Consider the following 19,824-nt stretch of genomic DNA (forward strand, 5'->3'; position numbering starts at 1 on the left):
TAATCGATCCGATTAGAGACGCTCCCGGACAGGGCCGGTACACCTGCCTGCGAAGTCTAAGGAGTATGACCGATGACCCAGCTGGCAAGCCTTCTCTCGTCCGGATCGCGAAACGGCATCACGTCCGATCCGCTTTCGGCTGCGGGCCTGCCGATCGATGGAACGGTCAGCGGCGGCTCGGCGCTCAATCGGTTGCTTTCCTCGCCCGACAGCCTCGCGCATCTTGGGCCGGGCGCGAACGTTCACGAGGTTCGCAAGGGAGAGACGCTGAGCGAGATCGCGGCAGCGAACGGCACCAGCTGGCAGCGCCTCGCAGAGATCAACGGCATCGCCAATCCGGCGCTAATCCAGATCGGCCAGCAGATCCGCCTGCCGAGCGCCGCGCCTACGGCCTACACCGTCAAGCCCGGGGACACGTTGAGTGGCATCGCGGCCGCCCATGGCACGACCGTCGCCGATGTCGCCGCGCGTAACGGCATTGCCCATCCCGACCGCATCCATCCAGGCCAGCACCTGGTGCTCGGCGCAGCGCCTGGCGGCACGCGTTCGCAACTGGGCAGGGTTCAGGGCGTCGCGCCGGCAGCGCCCCGCGCCACCCCCGCAGAAGGTGTCCCGACGCCAGGGGCGGCATCGGTCCAGGCAGCCGATCTGGCCGAGCGTCGCGCCGCCGGTCATGTCTCGATCGGTCGTTGCTATGCCTGGGTGAAAACCGCGCTCCAGCAATCCGGTGCGGTGCGCGACTATCTGCCCGGCGTTGCCGCCAAAGGCGCCGGCCCCGCGCTGGAGCAACGCGGCTTCGTCAACCTCCTCGACCGGGCGGGCGCGAACATTCGCTCGCCCTATGATGCCCCTACGGGCGCGGTGCTGGTCTATGGTGCCGCGCCCGGCGCCACCGACCGAAACGCCAAATACGGCCATATCGAGATTCGCACCGACAACGGGTTCGCGAGCGACTATGCCTCCGCCAATGCCCGCACCGGCGCCGCTGCCAATGGCCTGAGCGGCCGGGGCCGCACCCTGATCGGCGTCTATGTGAAGCCCGATGTTCAGGCCCGGGCGGCGACGCCCGCTTCCCCAGCGGCAACCGGCACGCACGCCCCACAGGGTGCCTATGCGCCCGAAAACCTCTCGCTCGGCGCCAACGATCGATATCGCGGCGCCATACTGGAAGCCTCGACCCGAACCGGCATGGCGCCGCAGACCGTCGCCGCGATCATCGATGCCGAGGCGGCGAAATCGCAGGGCGTGTGGCAGGCCAACTCCAGGGCCGGCACCTCGTCGGCGACGGGACTTACCCAGTTCCTGACCGGCACCTGGGTCGGCGAGGCGACCCGCCCCGGCAGCGTGCTCAACCAGGAAGCCAAGGCGCTCGGCCTGGTCGGCGCCGACAACCGCGTGGTTGATCGGGCGGGATTGCTTGCGGCGCGCAACGATCCGCGCCTGTCGATCCTCGCCGGCGCCGACTATGCCAGGCACAATGTCGCGGCACTGCGCGACAGCGGCCATGTGCCCGCCAACGCCTCGCCGGCCGCCATCGCCAAATACGCCTATATCGCGCACCACGAGGGCCTGGGCGGCGCGCGCGGGCTGATCGATGGCGAGATGGGATATCTGCGCGACGGCACCTTCGAAGCGAACGTGCCGAGCAAGCAGCGCGCCGCCTATCTCGACGCCGCCGGCGGCAACGAAGGCGCGGCCTATCGCGGCTGGATCTCCGACTATATCGACCGCAATATCGACGTCACCCGGTTCATGGGCAACCCACAGGGCGTCGACGTGCCCGCGGTCCGCTCTCTTTACCGCTGAAGACCAGCGGGGTAGAGCATGGGCATGCGGATCTCCAGAAACGCGAGCGTTCTGGCTCTGGCACTTGCTGCTTGCGGCGGCACCGCGCCGGAAGCGCCTGCGAACGCTTCCAACCAGAGAGCGGCCGCCCCGCCAGCCGCCGTCCCCGTCGCCGGTGGGGAGGCCGCCTATGCCGACTGCCAAACGCGCGCGAACGGCGACGCTTCCGCACTGGTCGCCTGTGCCGATAGCGCGATCGCTACCGCCGGGCGAGGCGTCGACAGCCCCGAAGCAGCTGCTGCCTTCCGCGCCGCTCTTCAGGAACTGGGGGATGCTGCTGCGGAGGGCGGCGGCACGGCGGCGCGGGTAACCTTCGCGCGGTCTGCGGTACATCTGGCCCGGCAACGCGCCGCCCTTCTTTCCGGTGCCTCGCCTGCACGCAGGCCATCGCCAGCGCCGGCTGTTACGAGTGAGACCTGGGCGAAGAGCCGGGCGCTCAGCTGCCGCGCGCACCCGGTGCCGCGCTGCACCGCCCGCTACGACGCGCTGCTCCCGCTCCTCACGCCCTCACCCGCAAAGGCCCCGGCCATGGCAAGCGCCGCCCCCATCACAGGCCTCCCCCTCCCCAGCTGCCAGGAAGTCCAGGCGAGCGGGAAGATCGGCGGTGCCCTGGCGGATGCGTTCTACGCCCGCTATCCGAAGGCACTGGCGGGAGAGGCCAGTGTCGAACAGCTGGCTCTCGATCCCGCGGCGCTCGACAATGTCGTCCGCTACCTCGTCTGCGTGGCCGGCGCGACGGACTATGACCCGGTGGTGGCGGAGAATGCGTTCGCGTTGTTCGCTAGTAGGCGCCACGGTGCCGCTGCCAGCCATGCACTTTCCGCACTAGCACGCAGTAGCGATCCTGCCGCCGGCGCAGCGCGGCGGTTCGATGCACAAATCAGTGGATATCTCCACCACCCGGGCTGACGATCTGCGCATCTCTGCTGCTTGTCGATGTACCGGTCTTCCTTCCTGAAAGAGTAGCGGGTTTGCGCGATCACGTCCGTCCCGTAAACCGCGCCGTTGCGCTGATCTTATTGGAGTGAAGGTCGATCAACACGCGATCGCCAGCCGAGTAACAACGAAGCTGAGAAAAGCATGTTTTGTCAGCGGTCTGAGTGCGTAGCGCGTTCGCCTCGGGAGTGCCGCGTTTCAATGACTTAGACTTCGAGAAGCGAACTCTCCAATCACATCTCAAATATGCAGTCGCGGAGGCCTGCAGCCGCAGATGCGCACCGCGCTTCGGATGCCGGGAGCTGGCGCCCAAGGGAATTCAAACTTGTTGGTCAGCTTCGGGCATTCGCCGCACGGACGCACAATTTTCTGCTAAGGTTACTGCAATCCGTAGCCGGAGGTTGCGGATCGTAATGAATTTTTCTGAGGCTCAATGTCGTTCGCTGCGCTGTCGGCTGAACGCATGGGAATGTCTCGTTCGCACCCCGAAGTCAGCCCTCCAACCGTGCCTTCGCTGTAGTCGCCGGCCATCATCGATGAGCACATCGCTTCAGGTGGCTCGCGACCAAGTCAAGTCGTTCTCCGGCTCGCGCGTTATTGGTCGCTCCTGCCAGCCGTCGGCCATGATTGTAGGCGTCGATGAAGAGACGGAGGTGCCGTTTCGTTACGGCACAATCGCGAAGTCGGTGCGTTCGCACGTAATGAATTGCCACTCCTACCGCACGGCCGAGCGAGGCACAGGCCAGCGCCTAGCCACGCCGCTGGCGGTCTGGATGTTTGTGGTGCTGCTGCTGTTCAGCGCGGTCGCGCCACTCGGCCCGCCCGAAACGCTTAGGCATGGTGCAGCGTTCAACCCAGCGACGACCAGCGTGGCGATCACCGCCAAACGCGGCGACAAGAGCCTCACGCTAGTTCAGCGGCCGCGGGCCGTGCCGCTCGATTCTGCTATCGACACCGGCGCCTTGTTGCCGCACACGCCTGCCTTCGCGGCAGCGCTCGCCGTTCTTGCTTTCCTATACCTGCGTGCGGCCACGCCGTTATTTTTTGTCGTGCGCCGTGGCGCGCCGCGGGCAAGGGCCCCGCCGCGCCCCCCTACCCCCAGTCCGGCGCTCCAGCGTCTTCGCGCCTAAACATCGTCTTCGCCACCGCTGCAGCGGCATAGGAGGACTCGATGCGAAAAAAACGAAATAGGCGGCCCCCCTGGTGGTTCGCTGTCGCCGTCTGGTCCGGCATTGCCGGTGCCGCGGCAATATTGGCTGCTGCCATCGACACGGCCTAGCCCCTGATCTGCATCGACACCGGCCGCTTTGGGCGTGGCCGGTGTCGAACCAGTATAGCCGTTCCAAGGATTAACGATGCCGCATCACGCACCCCTGATAGCCACCATCGTTGCAGGACTCGTCGTCGCTTTCATCTTCGGCGCGATCGCGCACCGGATCAAAGTATCGCCCATCGCGGGCTATCTGCTTGCCGGCGTGGCCGTCGGACCGTTCACGCCCGGCTTCGTTGCAAATTCGGAGCTGGCCAACGAACTGGCCGAGCTTGGGGTGATCTTGCTGATGTTCGGCGTGGGCCTGCATTTCTCGCTTCGCGACCTGCTGTCGGTTCGGCGCATCGCGGTGCCCGGGGCCGTGGTGCAGATCGCGGCCGCCACGGCCATGGGGATCGGGCTGGCCTATATCGCAGGCTGGGGGCTGCAGGCGGGCATCGTCTTCGGCCTCTCGCTGTCCGTGGCAAGCACCGTGGTGCTCCTCCGCGCGTTGCAGGGGCACGATATCGTTCAAACCGAACGCGGGCGCATCGCGGTCGGCTGGCTGATCGTCGAGGATCTGGCAATGGTGGTGGCGCTGGTGCTGCTGCCCGTGCTGGGCGAGGTGATGCGAGGCAGTGGCAGCGGATCGCTGCTGCAACCGCTGCTTTCCACCTTCCTCAAAGTTGCCGGGTTTTTCGCCCTGATGCTGGTGGTGGGCCGGCGGGTAATACCCTGGACGCTGCAATGGGTGGTCAGCGCCGGCTCCCAGGAGCTATTCCGACTTGCCGTGCTCGCGATCGCGCTGGGCGTGGCGTTCGGCGCGGCGCTGGCGTTCGATGTCTCGTTCGCGCTCGGGGCCTTCTTCGCTGGCATGATCCTGGGGGAAACCTCGCTCAGTCGGCGCGCGACCGAGGAGACGCTGCCGCTCCGCGACGCCTTTGCGGTGTTGTTCTTTGTGTCGGTGGGTATGCTGTTCAATCCGTCGGTGCTGGTCGAGCAGCCTTTGGTGCTGCTGGCTGCGGTCACGATCATCCTCGTCGGCAAATCGCTCGCGGCGTACGGGATCGTCCGGATGTTCGGCTATTCCAACCAGACGGGCGTCACCGTCGCGGTAAGCCTCGCCCAGATCGGCGAATTCTCGTTCATCCTCGCGAGCCTCGGCACCGACCTCGGGCTGATGCCGGCGGCGGCGCGCGACGTCATCCTCGCTGCGGCGATGTTCTCGATTTTCCTCAACCCCTTCCTCTTCAGCTGGATCTGCAGGCGCTACGATCAAGCGGAGCCAGCCAGGGGTCCAATCGCGACTGTCGACCTGCCGGCAGGCCATCTGATCCTGGTCGGCTATGGCCGCGTTGGGAAGATGATCGCGGGCGATCTTCAGCGGCATAGCAAGGCATTCGCGCTGATCGAGGATCAGGGCGACATGGCCGAACAGGCTCGCAGGGCGGGTATCGCCGTCGTCGAAGGCAATGCGCTGGACGCGCGGACACTGGTCGCGGCCGGGATTGGCCAGGCGAGCAGGCTGCTGATTGCAATCCCCGCCGGGTTCGAGGGGGGCGCCATCATCCAGCATGCCCGGCTGCTCGCCGCCAACGTGCCGGTGGTGGTGCGCGCCCACTCGACCGACGAGGTCGCCTATCTGGAGGGACTGGGCGCCGATGAGGTGGTGATGGGCGAACGCGAGATCGCCAACCGGATGATCGAACTCGCCCGCGGGATGCCGGCAGGATCGGCCTAGCCGACGATGCGCCCGATGACCGCGCAAGCGGTGGCCCGGCTCGGCAACCCCAGCAAACCAGGCCCGCCGCGCCTAGAGGCGAAAGCGATAGCCATAGCCTAGGCCAAGGGTGAACTGCATGCGGCGGCCGCGTTCGCGGATCAGGGGAGAGTCTCCGGCGGCGTCGCCCAGCCGGTCCAGACCGGTGAACAGCGTGACGGCGCTTCGCCGGTTGATCGGGCGCAGCACCGAACCGCCGATGCCATAGGACAGCACGCCGCCGGATGCCGCGTAGGTTCGCAATCCGGTGCGGCGCGACTGGGCGGTGTCGATGCCGAAATAGGTGTCAATGAACGCCTTGCTGGCGATCGTGGCGCGCGGGCCGATGCTGACGATCGCGCGGCCTGCGCGGGTGCGATAGGTGAGCGCGGTATCGGCGATCACGCCTTCGTGGCCGCCAAAGCCGCGGCGGAGCTCCACGCGCGCCCGCCAGGATCCGAACCGCTTCTCCACGAAACCGCCCAGCTCCGCCGCCGCGGCGATATTGCCCATGCCGCGCAGCGCATCGCTGCTGCCGGTGATCAGGAACGGCGAACCGCCGCGATCCTCGTCGCGGCCGAAGCGCATCTTGGCGAGCGGCCCCGCCTTCCACCCGTCCCGATTCACTGCGTTCCAGCCCAGGCCATCGGGGATCGAGGCGAAGATCGCGTCCTTGTAGTTGATCCGCAGATCCGGGAAGATCGAGAGCGCCATGTCGCGCGAACCCTGCCACATCGGCGTGAGGATAGGCGCGGCGCCGACGGTGACGCTCCAGCCTTGGGCAGCCGGATCGATCGGCCGTCCTGCGGGCGGCACCGGCCGCGCAGCTTCGGTCTGGGCAAGGCAGGGCTCGGCGGCCAACAGGCCAAGGATCGCCAAAGAAGCGCGCATCATCATTCCTCGTTCGAACCGCGAACCTTCGAGGCCCGCGCATGCGCGCTGAATAGCTACTCTGCCGATGCAGGTGAAGTGCGCCAGCGCCCTGTTGGTTAGAACGGATGCAACTATCTGAAGATACGTGAAAACACGCTATCGGCAGGCCCCCCGCAGGTCCCCTATTCATAAGTTCACAATGGATACGAACTAGACTTACGCGTTGTGGCAGGCCCGACAGGACGGGTGGCTGCGCAAGTTCTGGAGTGTGCGGCTTGGGTTCCTTTTCCACCGGGAGCGTATCGAAGGCGGTCTTGAATCCGCCAGTGGGTAGCGATCCCGCCGCGCGTCGATCTCGCTTCCGCGCCTCGATTGCCATCGAGGCCACCGTTTTTCTGCTGCTAATCCTCACCTTCGCGGCAGTGCTCGCCCGGGATTCGCTCACGCTGACCAAATTTGCGGTGCAGAACGCGAGCGGCAGCTTCGTTCCCTATAGCTACAGCGACGCGAACGAGGGAGGCAACTCCACCGTGCGCATCCGGCCCGGCCAATTGCTGGACTGGCAGTGTACGTTGGGGACGCGGCAATATTCCTATTGTGCCTACGGTCTTAAGTATAAAGGCGTTCGACCCGACGCGACGCTGGACCTCTCCCGCTTCGACAAGGTTCGCCTACGTTTCGCCTATCGCGGCGCGCCCCACCGGCTGAAACTCACGCTAAAGAACTTCGATCCTGCCTATGCCACGGCCGGCGTCGGCGAGACCACCATGCCAGTGAGCATGGAATTCAACGTCGTGCACGGCCTCAACATCGTAGAGCTCAACCTTTCGCAGTTCACCGTCGACCAGTGGTGGATCGACCGGCACAAGCTCCCCCCTTCCCTTCCCATTCCCGACATCCGCCATGTCGTCGGGCTGGACATCGTCTCGGGTGGTGGCATGCCGCCCGGCCGCTTCGCGGTGAAGATGGAAAGCTTCGTCCTGGAAGGCGTGATCGTCTCCGACACGCAATGGTATCTCATCCTGATCGGCATCTGGCTTGTCTTGGCGGGTAGCCTGCTGGTGCGGCGCTTCCTCGTCATCCGCCGCGGCTATGAGGAGGAGCAGCGCATCCAGGCGCGCGAAAGTCGCGAACTGGCCGAAGCCCGCGCCGCCGCAGAGGCCGCCAGCCAAGCCAAGTCGCAATTCCTCGCGAACATGAGTCACGAATTGCGCACGCCACTCAACGCGATCCTCGGCTACTCGCAGCTGCTGGCGCGCGAGGATCTGGGCCCGCGCCAGCGCTCGGCGGTCGACACGATCCACCAAAGCGGCGTGCATCTGCTGACGCTGATCACCGACATTCTCGATCTGTCGAAGATCGAGGCAGGCAAGCTCGATATCCTGCCCGCGCCGGTCGATCTGCGCGCGTCGATCCAGCACGTCGTGGCGATGATCCGCATCCGCGCGGAGGAAAAGGGCCTGCTCTTCCATGCCGACATCGATGAAGACGTGCCGGAACGGGTGATCGGCGACGACAAGCGCATCCGTCAAATCCTGCTCAATCTGCTCGGCAATGCGGTGAAGTTCACGGCCGAAGGCACCGTTGCGCTGCACGTCTCGGTCGCGGCGTGGAGGGGGGGTGGGGTTCGGGTGCGGGTGGACGTGTGCGATGATGGCCCGGGTATTGCCCCCGAACAGCGCGAGCGGATCTTCCTGCCGTTCGAGCAGGCGGGCGGCGCGGTGGAGCGCAGCGGCGGCACCGGACTGGGCCTGAGCATCACCCGCCAGATCGTCGAAGCCATGCACGGCGAGATCGGCGTGGAAAGCACGCCCGGCGCCGGCAGCCGCTTCCGGGTGGAGATCGAATGCGGCCTCGCCCCGTGCAACGCCGATCCCGCCGCCGCCAGCGCCCTGCCCGTGCCACCCGGCGCGCGCGCACTGGTCGTCGACGACGACCCCGGCAGCGCCGCGCTGCTAAGCACGGTACTAGAACAGCTCGGCTTCGCGGCGGACATCGCGACCGACGGCCTGGCCGCGATCGAGCAGGCCCGCGCCGCCCGGCCCGCGCTGATCCTGATGGACCTGAAGATGCCGGTGCTGGACGGATGCGCCGCCATCCGCAGGCTGAAGAGCGATCCCGTGCTGCGCGACGTGCCGGTGCTGGTGATTTCCGGCCATGGTGCCGCCGCGCGCGAATCCGAAGCGCTGTCGGCGGGCGCGGTGCAGGTGCTGCCCAAGCCGATCGATCTGGCGGCGCTGCGTACCGCGCTGGCCCGCCTGTTCACCGCCGCGCCCGCGCTGCCCGCAGCGCCCGAGGATGCCGACCTTCCCACCCCGCCCGAAGCGGTGCTGGCGCGGCTGCTCGACCATGCACGCGCCGGCAACATGCGCGCGATCCGCCGCGAGGCGGAGGCGATCGCCGCGCTTGACGAGACCTACACCCCCTTCGCCGAACGGCTCAGCACGCTGGCGGCCGCCTATCAGTCGCCCAAGGTGCTGCGCCTGATCGAGCAGAAGATGCGCAGGAGCCGCGCCGCATGACCGCCCCCGCGCCGCACGACGTGGAGACGATCCTGATCGTCGACGACAATCCGGTGAATGTCGGCGTGGTCGTCGACCATCTCGAGGATCACGGCTACCAGGTGCTCGTCGCGCTGGGCGGCAACGAAGCGCTCGAACGCGTCCGCTTCGCCCGGCCCGACCTGATCCTGCTCGACGTGATGATGCCCGATCTCGACGGGTTCGAAGTGTGCCGCCGCCTGCGCGCCGATCCCGGCCATCGCGACACGCCGGTGATCTTCATGACCGCGCTGACCGACGTGAAGGACAAGATCGTCGCGTTCGAAGCCGGCGGCGTCGACTATATCAGCAAGCCGTTCCAGGTGGAGGAGCTGCTCGCCCGGGTGCGGACGCACCTGGCGCTGCGCCGGGCGCAGAAGACACTGCAGGAACGCACCGCGGCGCTGGAAGCCGAAATCGCGGGGCGCCGCGCGGCCGAACATGCGCTGCGCGATTCCGAACAGCGGCACCGCCGCCTGTTCCAGGCCGCTGGCGACGGCATATTGGTGATCGACTGCGAAACCGAAAGCGTCGTCGACCTCAATGCGCAATGCGCCGCGATGCTGGGCGCCGAGGCCCAGGAACTGCACGGCGCCGCGCTCGCCTCGCTGCCCTTCTTCGCCGTGCCGGGCAGCAGCGCCGCCGCGCTCGCTGCGCTGCGTACCGAAGGCCATGTCAAATGGCCGGAATGGTCGTGGCGGCGCGACGACGGCACCACGCTGATCATGGAAGTGATCGGCAGCACCTACGAAGCCGGCGGACGCCTGCTCGCCCAATGTACCTTCCGCGATATCGCCGCGCGCAAGGAGGCGGAGGCGCGGGTGCGCTATCTGGCGATGCACGACGCGCTGACCGGCCTGCCCAATCGCACCATGCTGATGGACCGGCTGCACCATGCCATCGCCGCGGCCCGGCGCGAACGCCAGCAGGTGGCGCTGCTGCTGATGGACCTCGACCATTTCAAGCATGTCAACGACAGCCTCGGCCATTTCGTCGGCGACGAGCTGCTCGAACAGGTGGCGCAGCGGCTGCGCACCGTGCTGCGCGAAAGCGACACCGCGGCGCGGCTGGGCGGCGACGAATTCGTGATCGCCGCGAGCAACCTGAGCCCCGAGGCGGCCGAACAGCTCGCCGCGCGCGTGATCCAGATGCTGCAGGCGCCGTTTCAGGTGCAGGGGCGCGAATTGCACGCGGGCGCGACGATCGGCATCAGCCTGTATCCGGGCGACGGTGACAATCCGGCCGCGCTGCTGCAGGCGGCGGATACCGCGATGTACCAGGCCAAGCGGCGCGGACGCGGCAATTACCGCCTGTTCAGCCGCGACCTGAGCATCGCCGCCGAGCGATGGCACATTCTTTCGAACGACCTGCACGGCGCGAGCGCGCGCGGCGAGTTCGTGCTGCATTACCAGCCGCAGGTTTCGATCGAGACCGGCAAGGTGACCGGGCTGGAGACGCTGCTGCGCTGGGATCATCCGGCCCAGGGCCTGATCGCCCCGGCGCTGTTCATCCCGCTGCTGGAGGAGCATGGCCGCATGGTGGAGGTGGGCCGCTGGGTGCTGCGCACCGCCTGCGCGCAGAACGCGGCATGGCAGGCCGAGGGGCTGCCGCCGGTGCGGGTGGCGGTGAATCTTTCCGCCCAGCAATTCTATCGCGGCGACATCGTCCGCACCGTGCGCGAAGCGCTGGAAGAATCCGGCCTCGCCCCCAAATGGCTGGAACTGGAGCTGACCGAAAGCCTGACGCTGGACGATACCGAGGCGACGCTGCGGATCATGCGCGAGCTGAAGGGGCTGGGCGTGGCCCTTTCACTCGACGATTTCGGCACCGGTTGGTCCTCGCTCGGCTATCTGCGTCGCTTCCCGCTCGACAAGATCAAGATCGATCGTTCGTTCGTGCGCGACCTGGTGAGCGATGCGGGTACGGCGGCGATCGTCCACAGCATCCTCGATCTCGCCCGCCAGCTGGACCTGGACTGCGTGGCCGAAGGCGTGGAGACCACCGAGCAGCTTGACCATCTGCGTCGCGAGCGGTGTCCGGGCATGCAGGGCTTCCTGTTCAGCAAGGGCGTGCCGCTGGAAGCGGTGCGCGCGGTGCTGCTGGCATCGGGCGGGCCGCTGCAGGCCGTGACAACCGATCCGGCCCCGCCCGTAACCCGAAGCTGCGACCGCGCCGCCTAGCCGCGAGCCGACTACAGCGCGGCAAGCACTAGCGTCAGCAGGCCCAGGCCAGCCGAGAGCTGGAGACGGAGCGAAATCCAGCCCGGTGCCGTCGGCTGCCGGCGCGACAGGACCAGGTCCACCGCGGGCGACAGCAGGATGGCAAGGGCGAGCGCGAACAGCGCCGCCTGCATCGTCCAGCCGAGGCGCAGGAGCAGCATGAGTCCCCAGGCGATCAGCGAGGGGAACACGGCCACCGCGAACCGCCAGGCCGAGCTGTGCCCCAGCGCCACGCTTTGCCCCCACCAGAGCCCGCCGAGAAAGCTGTAGATCAGCGCCGCATAGCCGAAGCCGGCCTCGAGCAGCATCGCGCGGTGCATCGGCAACAGCACGATTCCGGCCGCGCAGGCGGCGAGCGGCAGCAGCCCGGCATAGCCGAGCGTCCGCGCCGCGCGCGGGATCGGAGGCGGCGTTTCCATAGGCCGGGCATCGCCTGCGCCGCGCCGCGCCTCAACCTGTCCGAAAAGACATGACGTCCGGCGAAGGACCGCGCCCCACATGCTGGGCATGACGCGGCTGATCCTCCTGCTCGGCGACCAGCTCAGCGCTGGCATCTCCTCGCTCGCCGAAGCCGATCCGGCCGAAGACGTGGTGCTGATGGCCGAAGTGGCGGAAGAGGCCGGCTATGTCCCGCATCACAAGAAGAAGCTCGCTTTCGTCTTCTCCGCGATGCGCCATTTCGCCGAGGCGCTGCGCGCCGAAGGCTGGCAGCTGCGCTACACCCGGCTCGACGATCCGGCGAACAGCGGCAGCCTGGCGGGCGAGATCGAACGCGCGCGCGATGCGATCGCGCCCGGCGAAATCCTGTGCACCGAACCCGGCGAATGGCGGCTGCGCGAGGCGCTGGCGGCGGTGCCGGGCATGCGCCTGCTGCCCGACACGCGCTTCCTGATCGATCCGGCGGGATTCCGCGCCTGGGCGCAGGGGCGTCGCGGCTTGCGGATGGAATATTTCTATCGCGACATGCGCCGCCGCACCGGGCTGTTGATGGACGGCAACGACCCCGCCGGCGGCGAATGGAACTATGATCAGGAAAATCGCGGCACGCTGCCCGCCGGCGTGGTGCCGCCGACGCTGCCCGCCTTCGAACCCGATGCGATCACCCGCGAGGTGCTGGCGCTGGTCGCGCGCCGCTTCCCCGACAATTTCGGGGCGCTCGAGCCTTTCGCGCTTGCCGTGACCCGCGCCGAGGCCGAGGCAGCGCGCGACCATTTCCTTACCCATGCCCTGCCCCGCTTCGGCGACTATCAGGATGCGATGCGGCAGGGCGCGCCGGTGCTGTTCCACGCCCATCTCGCGCTGTACCTGAACGCCGGTCTGCTCGATCCGCTCGATCTGTGCCGCCGGGCGGAAGCGGAATGGCGCGCCGGCCGAGTGCCGCTCAACGCCGCCGAGGGCTTCATCCGCCAGATCCTGGGCTGGCGCGAATATGTGCGCGGCATCTATTGGCTCCACATGCCGCGCTATGCCCATGCCAACGCGCTGGAGGCGCACCGGCCGCTGCCCGATTTCTACTGGACCGCCGAAACCGACATGGCCTGCATGCGCGACGCCGTCGAGCAGACCCGCACCCATGCCTATGCCCATCACATCCAGCGGCTGATGGTGACCGGCAATTTCGCGCTGCTCGCCGGCATCGACCCCTATCTGGTGCACATCTGGTACATGGCGGTCTATGCCGATGCCTATGAGTGGGTGGAAATGCCCAACACGATCGGCATGGCGCTGTTCGCCGATGGCGGGATCATGGGATCGAAGCCCTATGCGGCCAGCGGCGCCTATATCGATCGCATGTCCGATTACTGCGCGAACTGCCGCTATCAGGTGAAGCGCAAGGCCGGGCCGGATGCGTGCCCGTTCAACTATCTCTACTGGAACTTCATCGCCCGCCACCGCGAGCGCTTCGCGCGCAATCCGCGCATGGGGCCGATCGTGCGCAACTTTGATCGCATGGACGCCGCGCGCAAGGCGGAGATCGCCGAAGACGCCGGGCGCTTCCTCGACGCGCTGGTGCCGGCAGGCGCGCACTGGACCGGCTGAACCCCCGCGCGTGCCGCTGCCGCGATGGCGTTAATGGCGGCTGCGGTCCTAGGCGGCAAGATCCTCGAGCAGCGCCTGGGTCCGCTCGATGCGCCGATCGTCGGGGATCGGCTCGGCGAGCAGCAGCCGGTCGTTCTTCGCGACCAGCCCGTGGCGCCCCGGATCGCCCGCGAACGCGCCGAACGGGGTCAACGCGATCGCAGAAGGCCCGGCATCGACCCGGCAGATCCGCGCATGCCGCGCCGCCAGCCGCAGCCGCGCCTGGGCGAGCAGCGTCGCCGCCGCATCGGGCACGGGGCCGAAGCGATCGACCAGCTCCTCTTCGAACGCGTCGAGCATGCTCTCATCGGCGATACGGCCGAGCCGAACGTACAGCGTCAGCCGCACATCGGCTTCGGGGATCCACGCTTCGGGCAGCATGCCGCGCAGTCCCAGGTTGAGCTCGGGCGTCCAGTCGTCGACCGTTTCGCCCCGCGCGGTGCGCAGCGCGATGCCGAGCAGGTGCTGGTACAGGTCGACGCCGATCAGCTTCATATGGCCTGCCTGGGTGTCGCCGAGCAGGTCGCCGGCACCGCGCATGTCCAGGTCGTGCGCGCTGATCTCGAAACCCGCGCCCAGCCGGTCGAAGGTCGCCAGCGTCCGCAGCCGCTTCAAGGTGCGATCGCCGATCGCCTGCGCGTCGTCGGTCAGCAGCAGCACCTGGCCGCGGCGGTTGCCCCGCCCCACCCGCCCGCGCAGCTGGTGGAGCTGGGCGAGCCCGAACCGGTCGGCCCGCCAAACGATCATCGTGTTGGCGCGCGGCACGTCGAGCCCCGCCTCGATGATGTTGGTGGCGAGCAGGATGTCGCCCGCGCCGTCGGCGAAGCCGACCATCACCGCATCGATATCGGCCGCGGGCATCTTGCCATGCGCCTCGACGAGCGTGAGATCGGGTACGATCCGCTGCAGCCGGTCGCGCAGGCGGGCCATGTCCTCGATCCGCGGGACAACGACGAAGCTCTGCCCGCCCCGGCTCTTCTCGCGCAGCAAGGCCGTGCGGATGCGGGCATCGTCGAACTGGTCGAGGCTGGTGCGGATCGGCTGGCGCCGCGCGGGCGGCGTCGCGATCGTCGAGACCTGCTGCAGCCCGACCAGCGCCATCTGCAGCGTGCGCGGAATCGGCGTGGCGCTCAGGCTGAGCAGATGCATCTCGCCGCTGCCGCGCAGCTTCGCCTTGTCGGCGGCGCCGAAGCGCTGTTCCTCGTCGATCACGACCAGGCCGAGCTTCGCATAGCGCACGCCCTTGGCCATTACCGCGCCGGTGCCGATCACGATGTGGATCGAGCCGTCCGCCAGGCCGGCCTTCACCTCCCGCTTCTCCGCCGCGCTCGACAGGCGCGACAGGCCGGCGACGTTCAGCCCCGACGCCGCGAAGCGCCGCCGGAAGCTTTCAAGGTGCTGGCGCACCAGCACCGTGGTCGGCGCCGCCACCACCACCTGGCACCCGGCCAGCGCGGCCAGTGCCGCGGCGCGGAGCGCCACCTCGGTCTTGCCGTAGCCGACGTCGCCGACGATCAGCCGGTCCATCGGCTTGCCGCTGGCGAGATCGGCGCGAACGGCCGCGATCGCGCGCGCCTGATCGGCGGTCTCGTTGAACGCGAAGCCGCCGGCGAACCGCTCATAGGCGGCGGCGTCGGGGGCCAGCACCGGGGCGACCAGCTTCGCGCGCGCTTCGGCGAGGGCGGCAAGCCCCTGTGCGCTCTGCTCGATCGCCGCGCTGATCTCGGCGCGGCGCTTCTGCCAGGACGAGCCGTCGAGCTTGTCGAGCGTCACCGCATCGGCATCGGAGCCATAGCGCCACAGCCGGTCCGTCTCCTCGACGCCGACCAGCCGCCGCGCCCCGCCGGCATATTCGAGCGCGATCATCTCGCCCTCGCCGCCGCCACCGGCCGCGGGCGCGGGCTCCAGCCCGGCGACGACGCCGACGCCGTGATCCTCATGCACCACCACGTCGCCGATCCGGATCTCGCTGCCGCCGATCGACCAGGGGATCGGCGCAGCCGTGGTAGCGCTTTCGAGCATCGCGCGGCTGCCGAGAAGGTCCGCCGCGGCGATCAGCACCCGCGTGTCGCCGACGAAGCCGGCGTCCACCGGCGCGTGCAGCAAGCCCGCCGCACCGGGCGCCAGCGCCGCCGCTTCCGCCCAGTCGGCGAGCAGCGGCAGATCGATGCCGAGCCGCTTGGCGACCCGTGTGCGCAGGAAGCGCAGGTCGCGCTCGCTGCCCGCCAGCACCAGCGCCCGCTCCGCCAGCAGCGGCCGTGCGAAGCGCGCCATCGCGGCGAGCGGCGAGCGGGCCTCGGCAAAGCGAGGCACGGTCTCGAACGGAGCATCCAACGTTACCGTCCGCCAGCCCGGCAGGGCCTCGCGCCAGGCATCGTCGTCGATCGCGTCGAGCGTGGCGCCGGACCCGCGCAGCGCATCGCGCGCGAGCTGCACGAAGCGCCGGCGGCGCTTGTCGGCTTTGTCCGAAAAGGCGATGGTCGCGGGTGCGAGATGCGCGAGGATCGATACGCTGCGCTCGCCGGCGGGTTCGTTGGCGCGGCCGATTTCCAGCCCATCCAGATCGGCGACGCTGCGCTGGGTCGTCGGATCATAGGAGCGGATCGCGGCGATGGCGCCGTCCTGGATCTCGATCCGGGCGGGCAGCCCGGCATCGGCGGGGAAGATGTCGATCACGTCGCCGCGCACCGCCATCTCGCCGGGCTCGTCGACACGGTCATCGGCGAAATAGCCGATCTCCACCAGCATCTCGGCGAAGCTTTCGAGCGGAATCGGGTCGCCGACCGCGAGGCGCGGCAACGCCCGGTCGAAACTGTCGGGCATCGCATAGCGTCGCGCCGCCGCCTCGCCGCTCATCACGCAGGCAAGCCGCGGCCGATCGCGTTCCTGCTGTGCAAGCCGAAGCGCATGGAGCGCGGCGACGCGCGCGCCGACATTGGCGGGCGATGCCGGCGCGACATCGCCGGGCAGCGCGTCGCTCGACGGCACGAAAAACACCGGCGCTTCCGGCAGCATGGCGCGCAAGGCAGCGGCGAGCGCCTGCGCCTGCTGCTCGTCATCGGCCAGATAGACCAGGTCGTCGGTGCGCACCACGGTGGCGATCTGCGCGGCGATGCAGGCGAGCGGCGTCACGCGGCCGTCCTTGCAAGGTCCGGCGCGCGATCGGGCCAGTCCCCGCTTTCCAGCGCGGGCAGCTGCTCGAAGGCCGAGGCCGTCAGGCGGACGATCAGGCGATCGCACCCGAACTGGATCTGCCCACGCGGCACCGCGCGCAGCCGCTCGTCGATCCCGCCAAACCCGCCCGAGGCGATCACGACATAGCTGATCCGCCCATCGGCGCATTCGACCAGCGCCTCGACGGCAGTACCCAACGCGGCACCCTCGGCATCGACCACGGCCATGCCGGCGATGCCGGTGGCGGTGAACAGCGTCGGGGCGGAGGAGTGCCGGCTGGCGCGCTTCGCCGATTCGCCGCCATCCTCATAGGCCCGCTGCCGCCCCAGCCAGCGCCAGATGCCGACGCCGTTGACCAGCGTGAGGAAGATGTTGGTGGCGAGCAGGTTCGTCTGCCCGGACCCGAGCCCGACCAGCGACCAGCAGATCGACCCGACCGTGAAGACGATGAATCCCCAGCCGGTCACCCGGGCGCCCAGATTGGCGGCGGTCATCATCGCGGCGATCATCGTCGCGGCAGGCGCGACCCATCCGGCTACAGATTCCAGTGTCGTGTCCTCGGCAAGAGACCGGCACAACGCGCAAAGGGCAAAGAAGCACCGGGGGGCAGCACGTTTTTTCGCGGGATCGAAACCCTGGCAACCACTGCGTCGCCCAGCGGTTCAGTCCGCATGACACAGAAGCCCAACCGGAAAGCCCGCCCGCAGCACCCGCCATCGCCGCCGCGTCGAAAGGCCGCGCCGCGCCGGAGGCGGGGCTGGATTGCCGGCGCAGCGGGCATCGCCGCACTGGCGGGCAGCGCTTGGTACAACCAGGCGGCGAAGCGGCGCGCGGAAACGCAGAACCCGCCCGCGGGATCGTTCGTCGAGGTCGACGGCGTGCGCCTCCATTATGTCGAGCGCGGCAGCGGGCCGGCGGTAGTGCTGCTGCACGGCAACGGCGTGACCCTGCAGGATTATGAGGCGAGCGGCGTGCTGGGCCTTGCCGCGGAGCGCCATCGCGTCCTTGCCTTCGATCGCCCTGGGTTCGGCTATAGCGATCGCCCGCGCACGACGATCTGGACGCCCGCCGCCCAGGCCCGCCTGATCGCCGCGGCCTTGCGCAAGCTCGACGTCGGGCCCGCCGTGGTGGTGGGGCATAGCTGGGGAACGCTGGTCGCGCTCGCGATGGCGCTCGACACGCCCGAAGCGGTGCGCGGTCTCGTGCTCCTGTCGGGCTATTTCTACGGCACGGCACGCCCCGATGTCTGGCCGCTCTCGACGCCCGCCATCCCGCTGCTCGGCGACGTGATGGCGAACACCGTCTCGCCGCTGGCGGGGCGCCTGATCGGCCCCGCCGCCATCAAGGCGAGCTTCTCGCCGGCACCGGTGCCCGAGAAGTTCGCCGACTTCCCGCTCGCCCTCACCTTGCGCCCGTCGCAAGTCCGGGCAACCGCGGCAGACACCGCGTTGATGGTGCCCGCCGCGCTCGAACTCAGCAGCCGCTATGGCGAGCTTGCGGTTCCGACCATCGTGATGGCCGGCGAGGGCGACCTGATCGCGCATCTCAGCCCGCATGCCGAGCGCTTCGCCCGCGAGGGGCGGGAGGTGGAGCTCCGCAAGGTGCCGGGCCAGGGGCACCTTTTCCACTATGCGGTGCCGACGCAGGTGATCGAAGCGATCGACGACGTCCAGAAGCGCGCGACCAGCTGAGCCGGCGACGCGCGCGGCGGGCGGACCCGCCGCGGCGTCTCCCACCCGGCGCAGCGCTCAGCTGACCCGGAAACTGGTGCCGGTGCCGCTGCCGGCTGCCACGGCGCCGGCGCGGTGGCGCAGATACTGGCCCCGCCGCCCGGCGATGGCGAAGCGCACGGCGTTCTTGCCGACGCTCTGCCGCAGAAGCGGGGTTGCACCAGCGACAGGCCCGAGCGTTACGCTGCCATCGGGCGCGACGGTGAGCGCGCGATCGGGGGCGTCGATCGGCGCGAGCAGCACCGCCCCACCGGGGCGGGGCAGCGACCGGAACTGGCTGGCCGGAATGTCGCCGCTGCCCACCAGCACGCGATCGCCGTCGTGGCGCAGGAACCGGCCCTGCACGTCGGCCGGGCTGAATCGATCGGGCACGGGGCCGTTGCCGACCGGGATGCCGAAGTCCGGCGTCCCGTCTTCCCGGTAGTAGATTCGCTGCACGCGGGTGTGGCGATTGGGATCGAACAGCGGATCGCCCTTGATCGCTTCATAGTCGCGGCCGTGATAGACCAGCACGTCGCGGCCCGCCTCGTCGACGGTAAAGCTGTTGTGGCCGGGGCCATAGACGTTGGTGCGCGTCGACGTGGTGAACACCGGCTCGGGCGACTTGGTCCAGTTGGCGGGGTTCATGATGTCAGCATCGTCGGGGCAGGTGAGCATGCCCAGGCAATAGCGCGCATCGGTGGCGCTGGCCGAATAGGTGAGGAACAGCCGGCCGTTCCGCGCCAGCAGGGCCGGCGCCTCGGCCACCTTGAAGCCGCGGATCTCCCAATCGAGCGTGGGCACGGTCAACCGCGCGGGCTTGGCGGCGAGGGAAAGCGGCGTTTTCAACGGGGCCAGGTAGATGTTGGAATTGGTCTCGATCCCCGGCTCGCGCTCCGCCCAGCAGAAATAGCGCACGCCGCGATGGACGAAGACGGTGGAATCGAGATTGAAGCCGTCGAACGGCGTCTGGAACTTGCCAAGCACGCGCCAGCCGCCCTTCATCGGATCGGGGCCGTCGCAGACAACCGCATAGGTGCGGATGCGGAACACGTCCTCGCCGCCGCCGCTGGGGCCCGCGGCGAAATACATGATCCATTTGCCGTCGATCCAATGCAGCTCGGGCGCCCATAGGAAGCCCGACATCGGCCCGCTCGCTTCGTGGCGCCAGAGCACCCGTTCCGGCGCGGTGGCCAGCCCGGCGATCGTGCGCGCGCGACGCAGCACGAGGCGATCATATTCGGGCACCGAGCCGGTGAGATAATACCAGCCATCGGTGTGGCGGAACACCTGCGCATCGGCGCGATTGCGCACCAGCGGATTGACCGGTACGGGCGCGGCGGCACCGGCGGGAGCGACCGCCAGAGCGGTTTCGGCCTGCAGGGTCACCGCGGTGCCGGCGGCGCCCGCAAGGAACAGGCGGCGGTTGATGTCGATCATT

At 68.6% G+C, this 19,824-nt stretch carries 13 protein-coding genes; 8 read left to right on the forward strand and 5 right to left on the reverse strand.

All coding sequences use genetic code 11. The features are described 5' to 3' along the window. Positions 1–72 precede the first annotated feature (72 nt). From B215_RS20580 to ybaL, 4 genes are all read left to right on the forward strand, one after another. On the forward strand, positions 73–1,806 hold the full coding sequence (locus B215_RS20580) for a LysM peptidoglycan-binding domain-containing protein (protein ID WP_019368949.1): 1,734 nt from the start codon (positions 73–75) through the stop codon (positions 1,804–1,806). Between the two features lie 24 nt (positions 1,807–1,830). After that, positions 1,831–2,754, forward strand: coding sequence for a hypothetical protein (locus B215_RS0107105; RefSeq protein WP_019368950.1), 924 nt, complete (start codon positions 1,831–1,833; stop codon positions 2,752–2,754). A gap of 563 nt (positions 2,755–3,317) precedes the next feature. Next, positions 3,318–3,911 (forward strand): hypothetical protein, encoded by a 594-nt coding sequence (locus B215_RS20585; RefSeq protein ID WP_019368951.1) that lies wholly within the window; start codon positions 3,318–3,320, stop codon positions 3,909–3,911. Between the two features lie 225 nt (positions 3,912–4,136). After that, on the forward strand, positions 4,137–5,771 hold the full coding sequence (ybaL, locus tag B215_RS0107115) for a YbaL family putative K(+) efflux transporter (RefSeq protein WP_019368952.1): 1,635 nt from the start codon (positions 4,137–4,139) through the stop codon (positions 5,769–5,771). A gap of 72 nt (positions 5,772–5,843) precedes the next feature. Here ybaL and B215_RS0107120 read toward each other — a convergent pair whose 3' ends face one another. After that, positions 5,844–6,680 (reverse strand): MipA/OmpV family protein, encoded by an 837-nt coding sequence (locus B215_RS0107120; RefSeq protein WP_236704529.1) that lies wholly within the window; start codon positions 6,678–6,680, stop codon positions 5,844–5,846. Between the two features lie 308 nt (positions 6,681–6,988). Here B215_RS0107120 and B215_RS0107125 point away from each other — a divergent pair, with 308 nt between their 5' ends. Beyond that, entirely contained in the window at positions 6,989–9,184 is a 2,196-nt protein-coding gene (locus tag B215_RS0107125) for a hybrid sensor histidine kinase/response regulator (RefSeq protein ID WP_152997915.1), read from the forward strand. Beyond that, the gene (locus B215_RS0107130) at positions 9,181–11,382 is read left to right on the forward strand and encodes an EAL domain-containing response regulator (RefSeq protein WP_019368955.1); all 2,202 of its coding nucleotides are present in this window, start codon (positions 9,181–9,183) and stop codon (positions 11,380–11,382) included. The genes B215_RS0107125 and B215_RS0107130 overlap by 4 nt, the downstream gene beginning before the upstream one ends. 11 nt (positions 11,383–11,393) lie before the next feature. On the opposite strand, the gene B215_RS0107135 is transcribed toward B215_RS0107130, so the two are convergent. Beyond that, complete coding sequence (locus B215_RS0107135; RefSeq protein ID WP_019368956.1) at positions 11,394–11,840, reverse strand: DUF3429 domain-containing protein; 447 nt, start codon at positions 11,838–11,840, stop codon at positions 11,394–11,396. Positions 11,841–11,919: 79 nt separating this feature from the next. Here B215_RS0107135 and B215_RS0107140 point away from each other — a divergent pair, with 79 nt between their 5' ends. Continuing rightward, the gene (locus B215_RS0107140; RefSeq protein ID WP_019368957.1) at positions 11,920–13,461 is read left to right on the forward strand and encodes a cryptochrome/photolyase family protein; all 1,542 of its coding nucleotides are present in this window, start codon (positions 11,920–11,922) and stop codon (positions 13,459–13,461) included. Between the two features lie 48 nt (positions 13,462–13,509). Here the strand turns inward: B215_RS0107140 and B215_RS0107145 are convergent, their stop codons facing one another. Together B215_RS0107145 and B215_RS0107150 are read right to left on the reverse strand one after the other, a co-directional pair. After that, a complete protein-coding gene (locus tag B215_RS0107145) occupies positions 13,510–16,632 on the reverse strand; it encodes a DEAD/DEAH box helicase (protein WP_019368958.1) in 3,123 nt (1,040 codons plus the stop codon). Further along, positions 16,629–17,183 (reverse strand): PRC-barrel domain-containing protein, encoded by a 555-nt coding sequence (locus tag B215_RS0107150; protein WP_019368959.1) that lies wholly within the window; start codon positions 17,181–17,183, stop codon positions 16,629–16,631. The genes B215_RS0107145 and B215_RS0107150 overlap by 4 nt, the downstream gene beginning before the upstream one ends. A gap of 162 nt (positions 17,184–17,345) precedes the next feature. Here B215_RS0107150 and B215_RS0107155 point away from each other — a divergent pair, with 162 nt between their 5' ends. Continuing rightward, positions 17,346–18,365, forward strand: a complete 1,020-nt coding sequence (locus B215_RS0107155; RefSeq protein ID WP_019368960.1) for an alpha/beta fold hydrolase — start codon at positions 17,346–17,348, stop codon at positions 18,363–18,365. A 57-nt stretch (positions 18,366–18,422) separates the two neighbouring features. Here the strand turns inward: B215_RS0107155 and B215_RS0107160 are convergent, their stop codons facing one another. Next, complete coding sequence (locus tag B215_RS0107160; protein WP_019368961.1) at positions 18,423–19,823, reverse strand: glycoside hydrolase family 43 protein; 1,401 nt, start codon at positions 19,821–19,823, stop codon at positions 18,423–18,425. Position 19,824 lies beyond the last annotated feature (1 nt).

Origin of the sequence: Sphingomonas sp. ATCC 31555, from assembly GCF_000282895.1 — a bacterium.
In the GTDB taxonomy this organism is placed as follows: Bacteria; Pseudomonadota; Alphaproteobacteria; order Sphingomonadales; family Sphingomonadaceae; genus Sphingomonas.

Bases quoted from the DNA above. Each gene is read 5' to 3' on its own strand.
- B215_RS20580 (WP_019368949.1), top strand. From the start codon at position 73: ATGACCCAGCTGGCAAGCCTTCTCTCGTCCGGATCGCGAAACGGCATC.
- B215_RS0107105 (WP_019368950.1), top strand. From the start codon at position 1,831: ATGCGGATCTCCAGAAACGCGAGCGTTCTGGCTCTGGCACTTGCTGCT.
- B215_RS20585 (WP_019368951.1), top strand. From the start codon at position 3,318: ATGAGCACATCGCTTCAGGTGGCTCGCGACCAAGTCAAGTCGTTCTCC.
- ybaL (WP_019368952.1), top strand. From the start codon at position 4,137: ATGCCGCATCACGCACCCCTGATAGCCACCATCGTTGCAGGACTCGTC.
- B215_RS0107120 (WP_236704529.1), bottom strand. From the start codon at position 6,680: ATGCGCGCTTCTTTGGCGATCCTTGGCCTGTTGGCCGCCGAGCCCTGC.
- B215_RS0107130 (WP_019368955.1), top strand. From the start codon at position 9,181: ATGACCGCCCCCGCGCCGCACGACGTGGAGACGATCCTGATCGTCGAC.
- B215_RS0107135 (WP_019368956.1), bottom strand. From the start codon at position 11,840: ATGGAAACGCCGCCTCCGATCCCGCGCGCGGCGCGGACGCTCGGCTAT.
- B215_RS0107140 (WP_019368957.1), top strand. From the start codon at position 11,920: ATGCTGGGCATGACGCGGCTGATCCTCCTGCTCGGCGACCAGCTCAGC.
- B215_RS0107150 (WP_019368959.1), bottom strand. From the start codon at position 17,183: ATGATCGCCGCGATGATGACCGCCGCCAATCTGGGCGCCCGGGTGACC.
- B215_RS0107155 (WP_019368960.1), top strand. From the start codon at position 17,346: ATGACACAGAAGCCCAACCGGAAAGCCCGCCCGCAGCACCCGCCATCG.
- B215_RS0107160 (WP_019368961.1), bottom strand. From the start codon at position 19,823: ATGATCGACATCAACCGCCGCCTGTTCCTTGCGGGCGCCGCCGGCACC.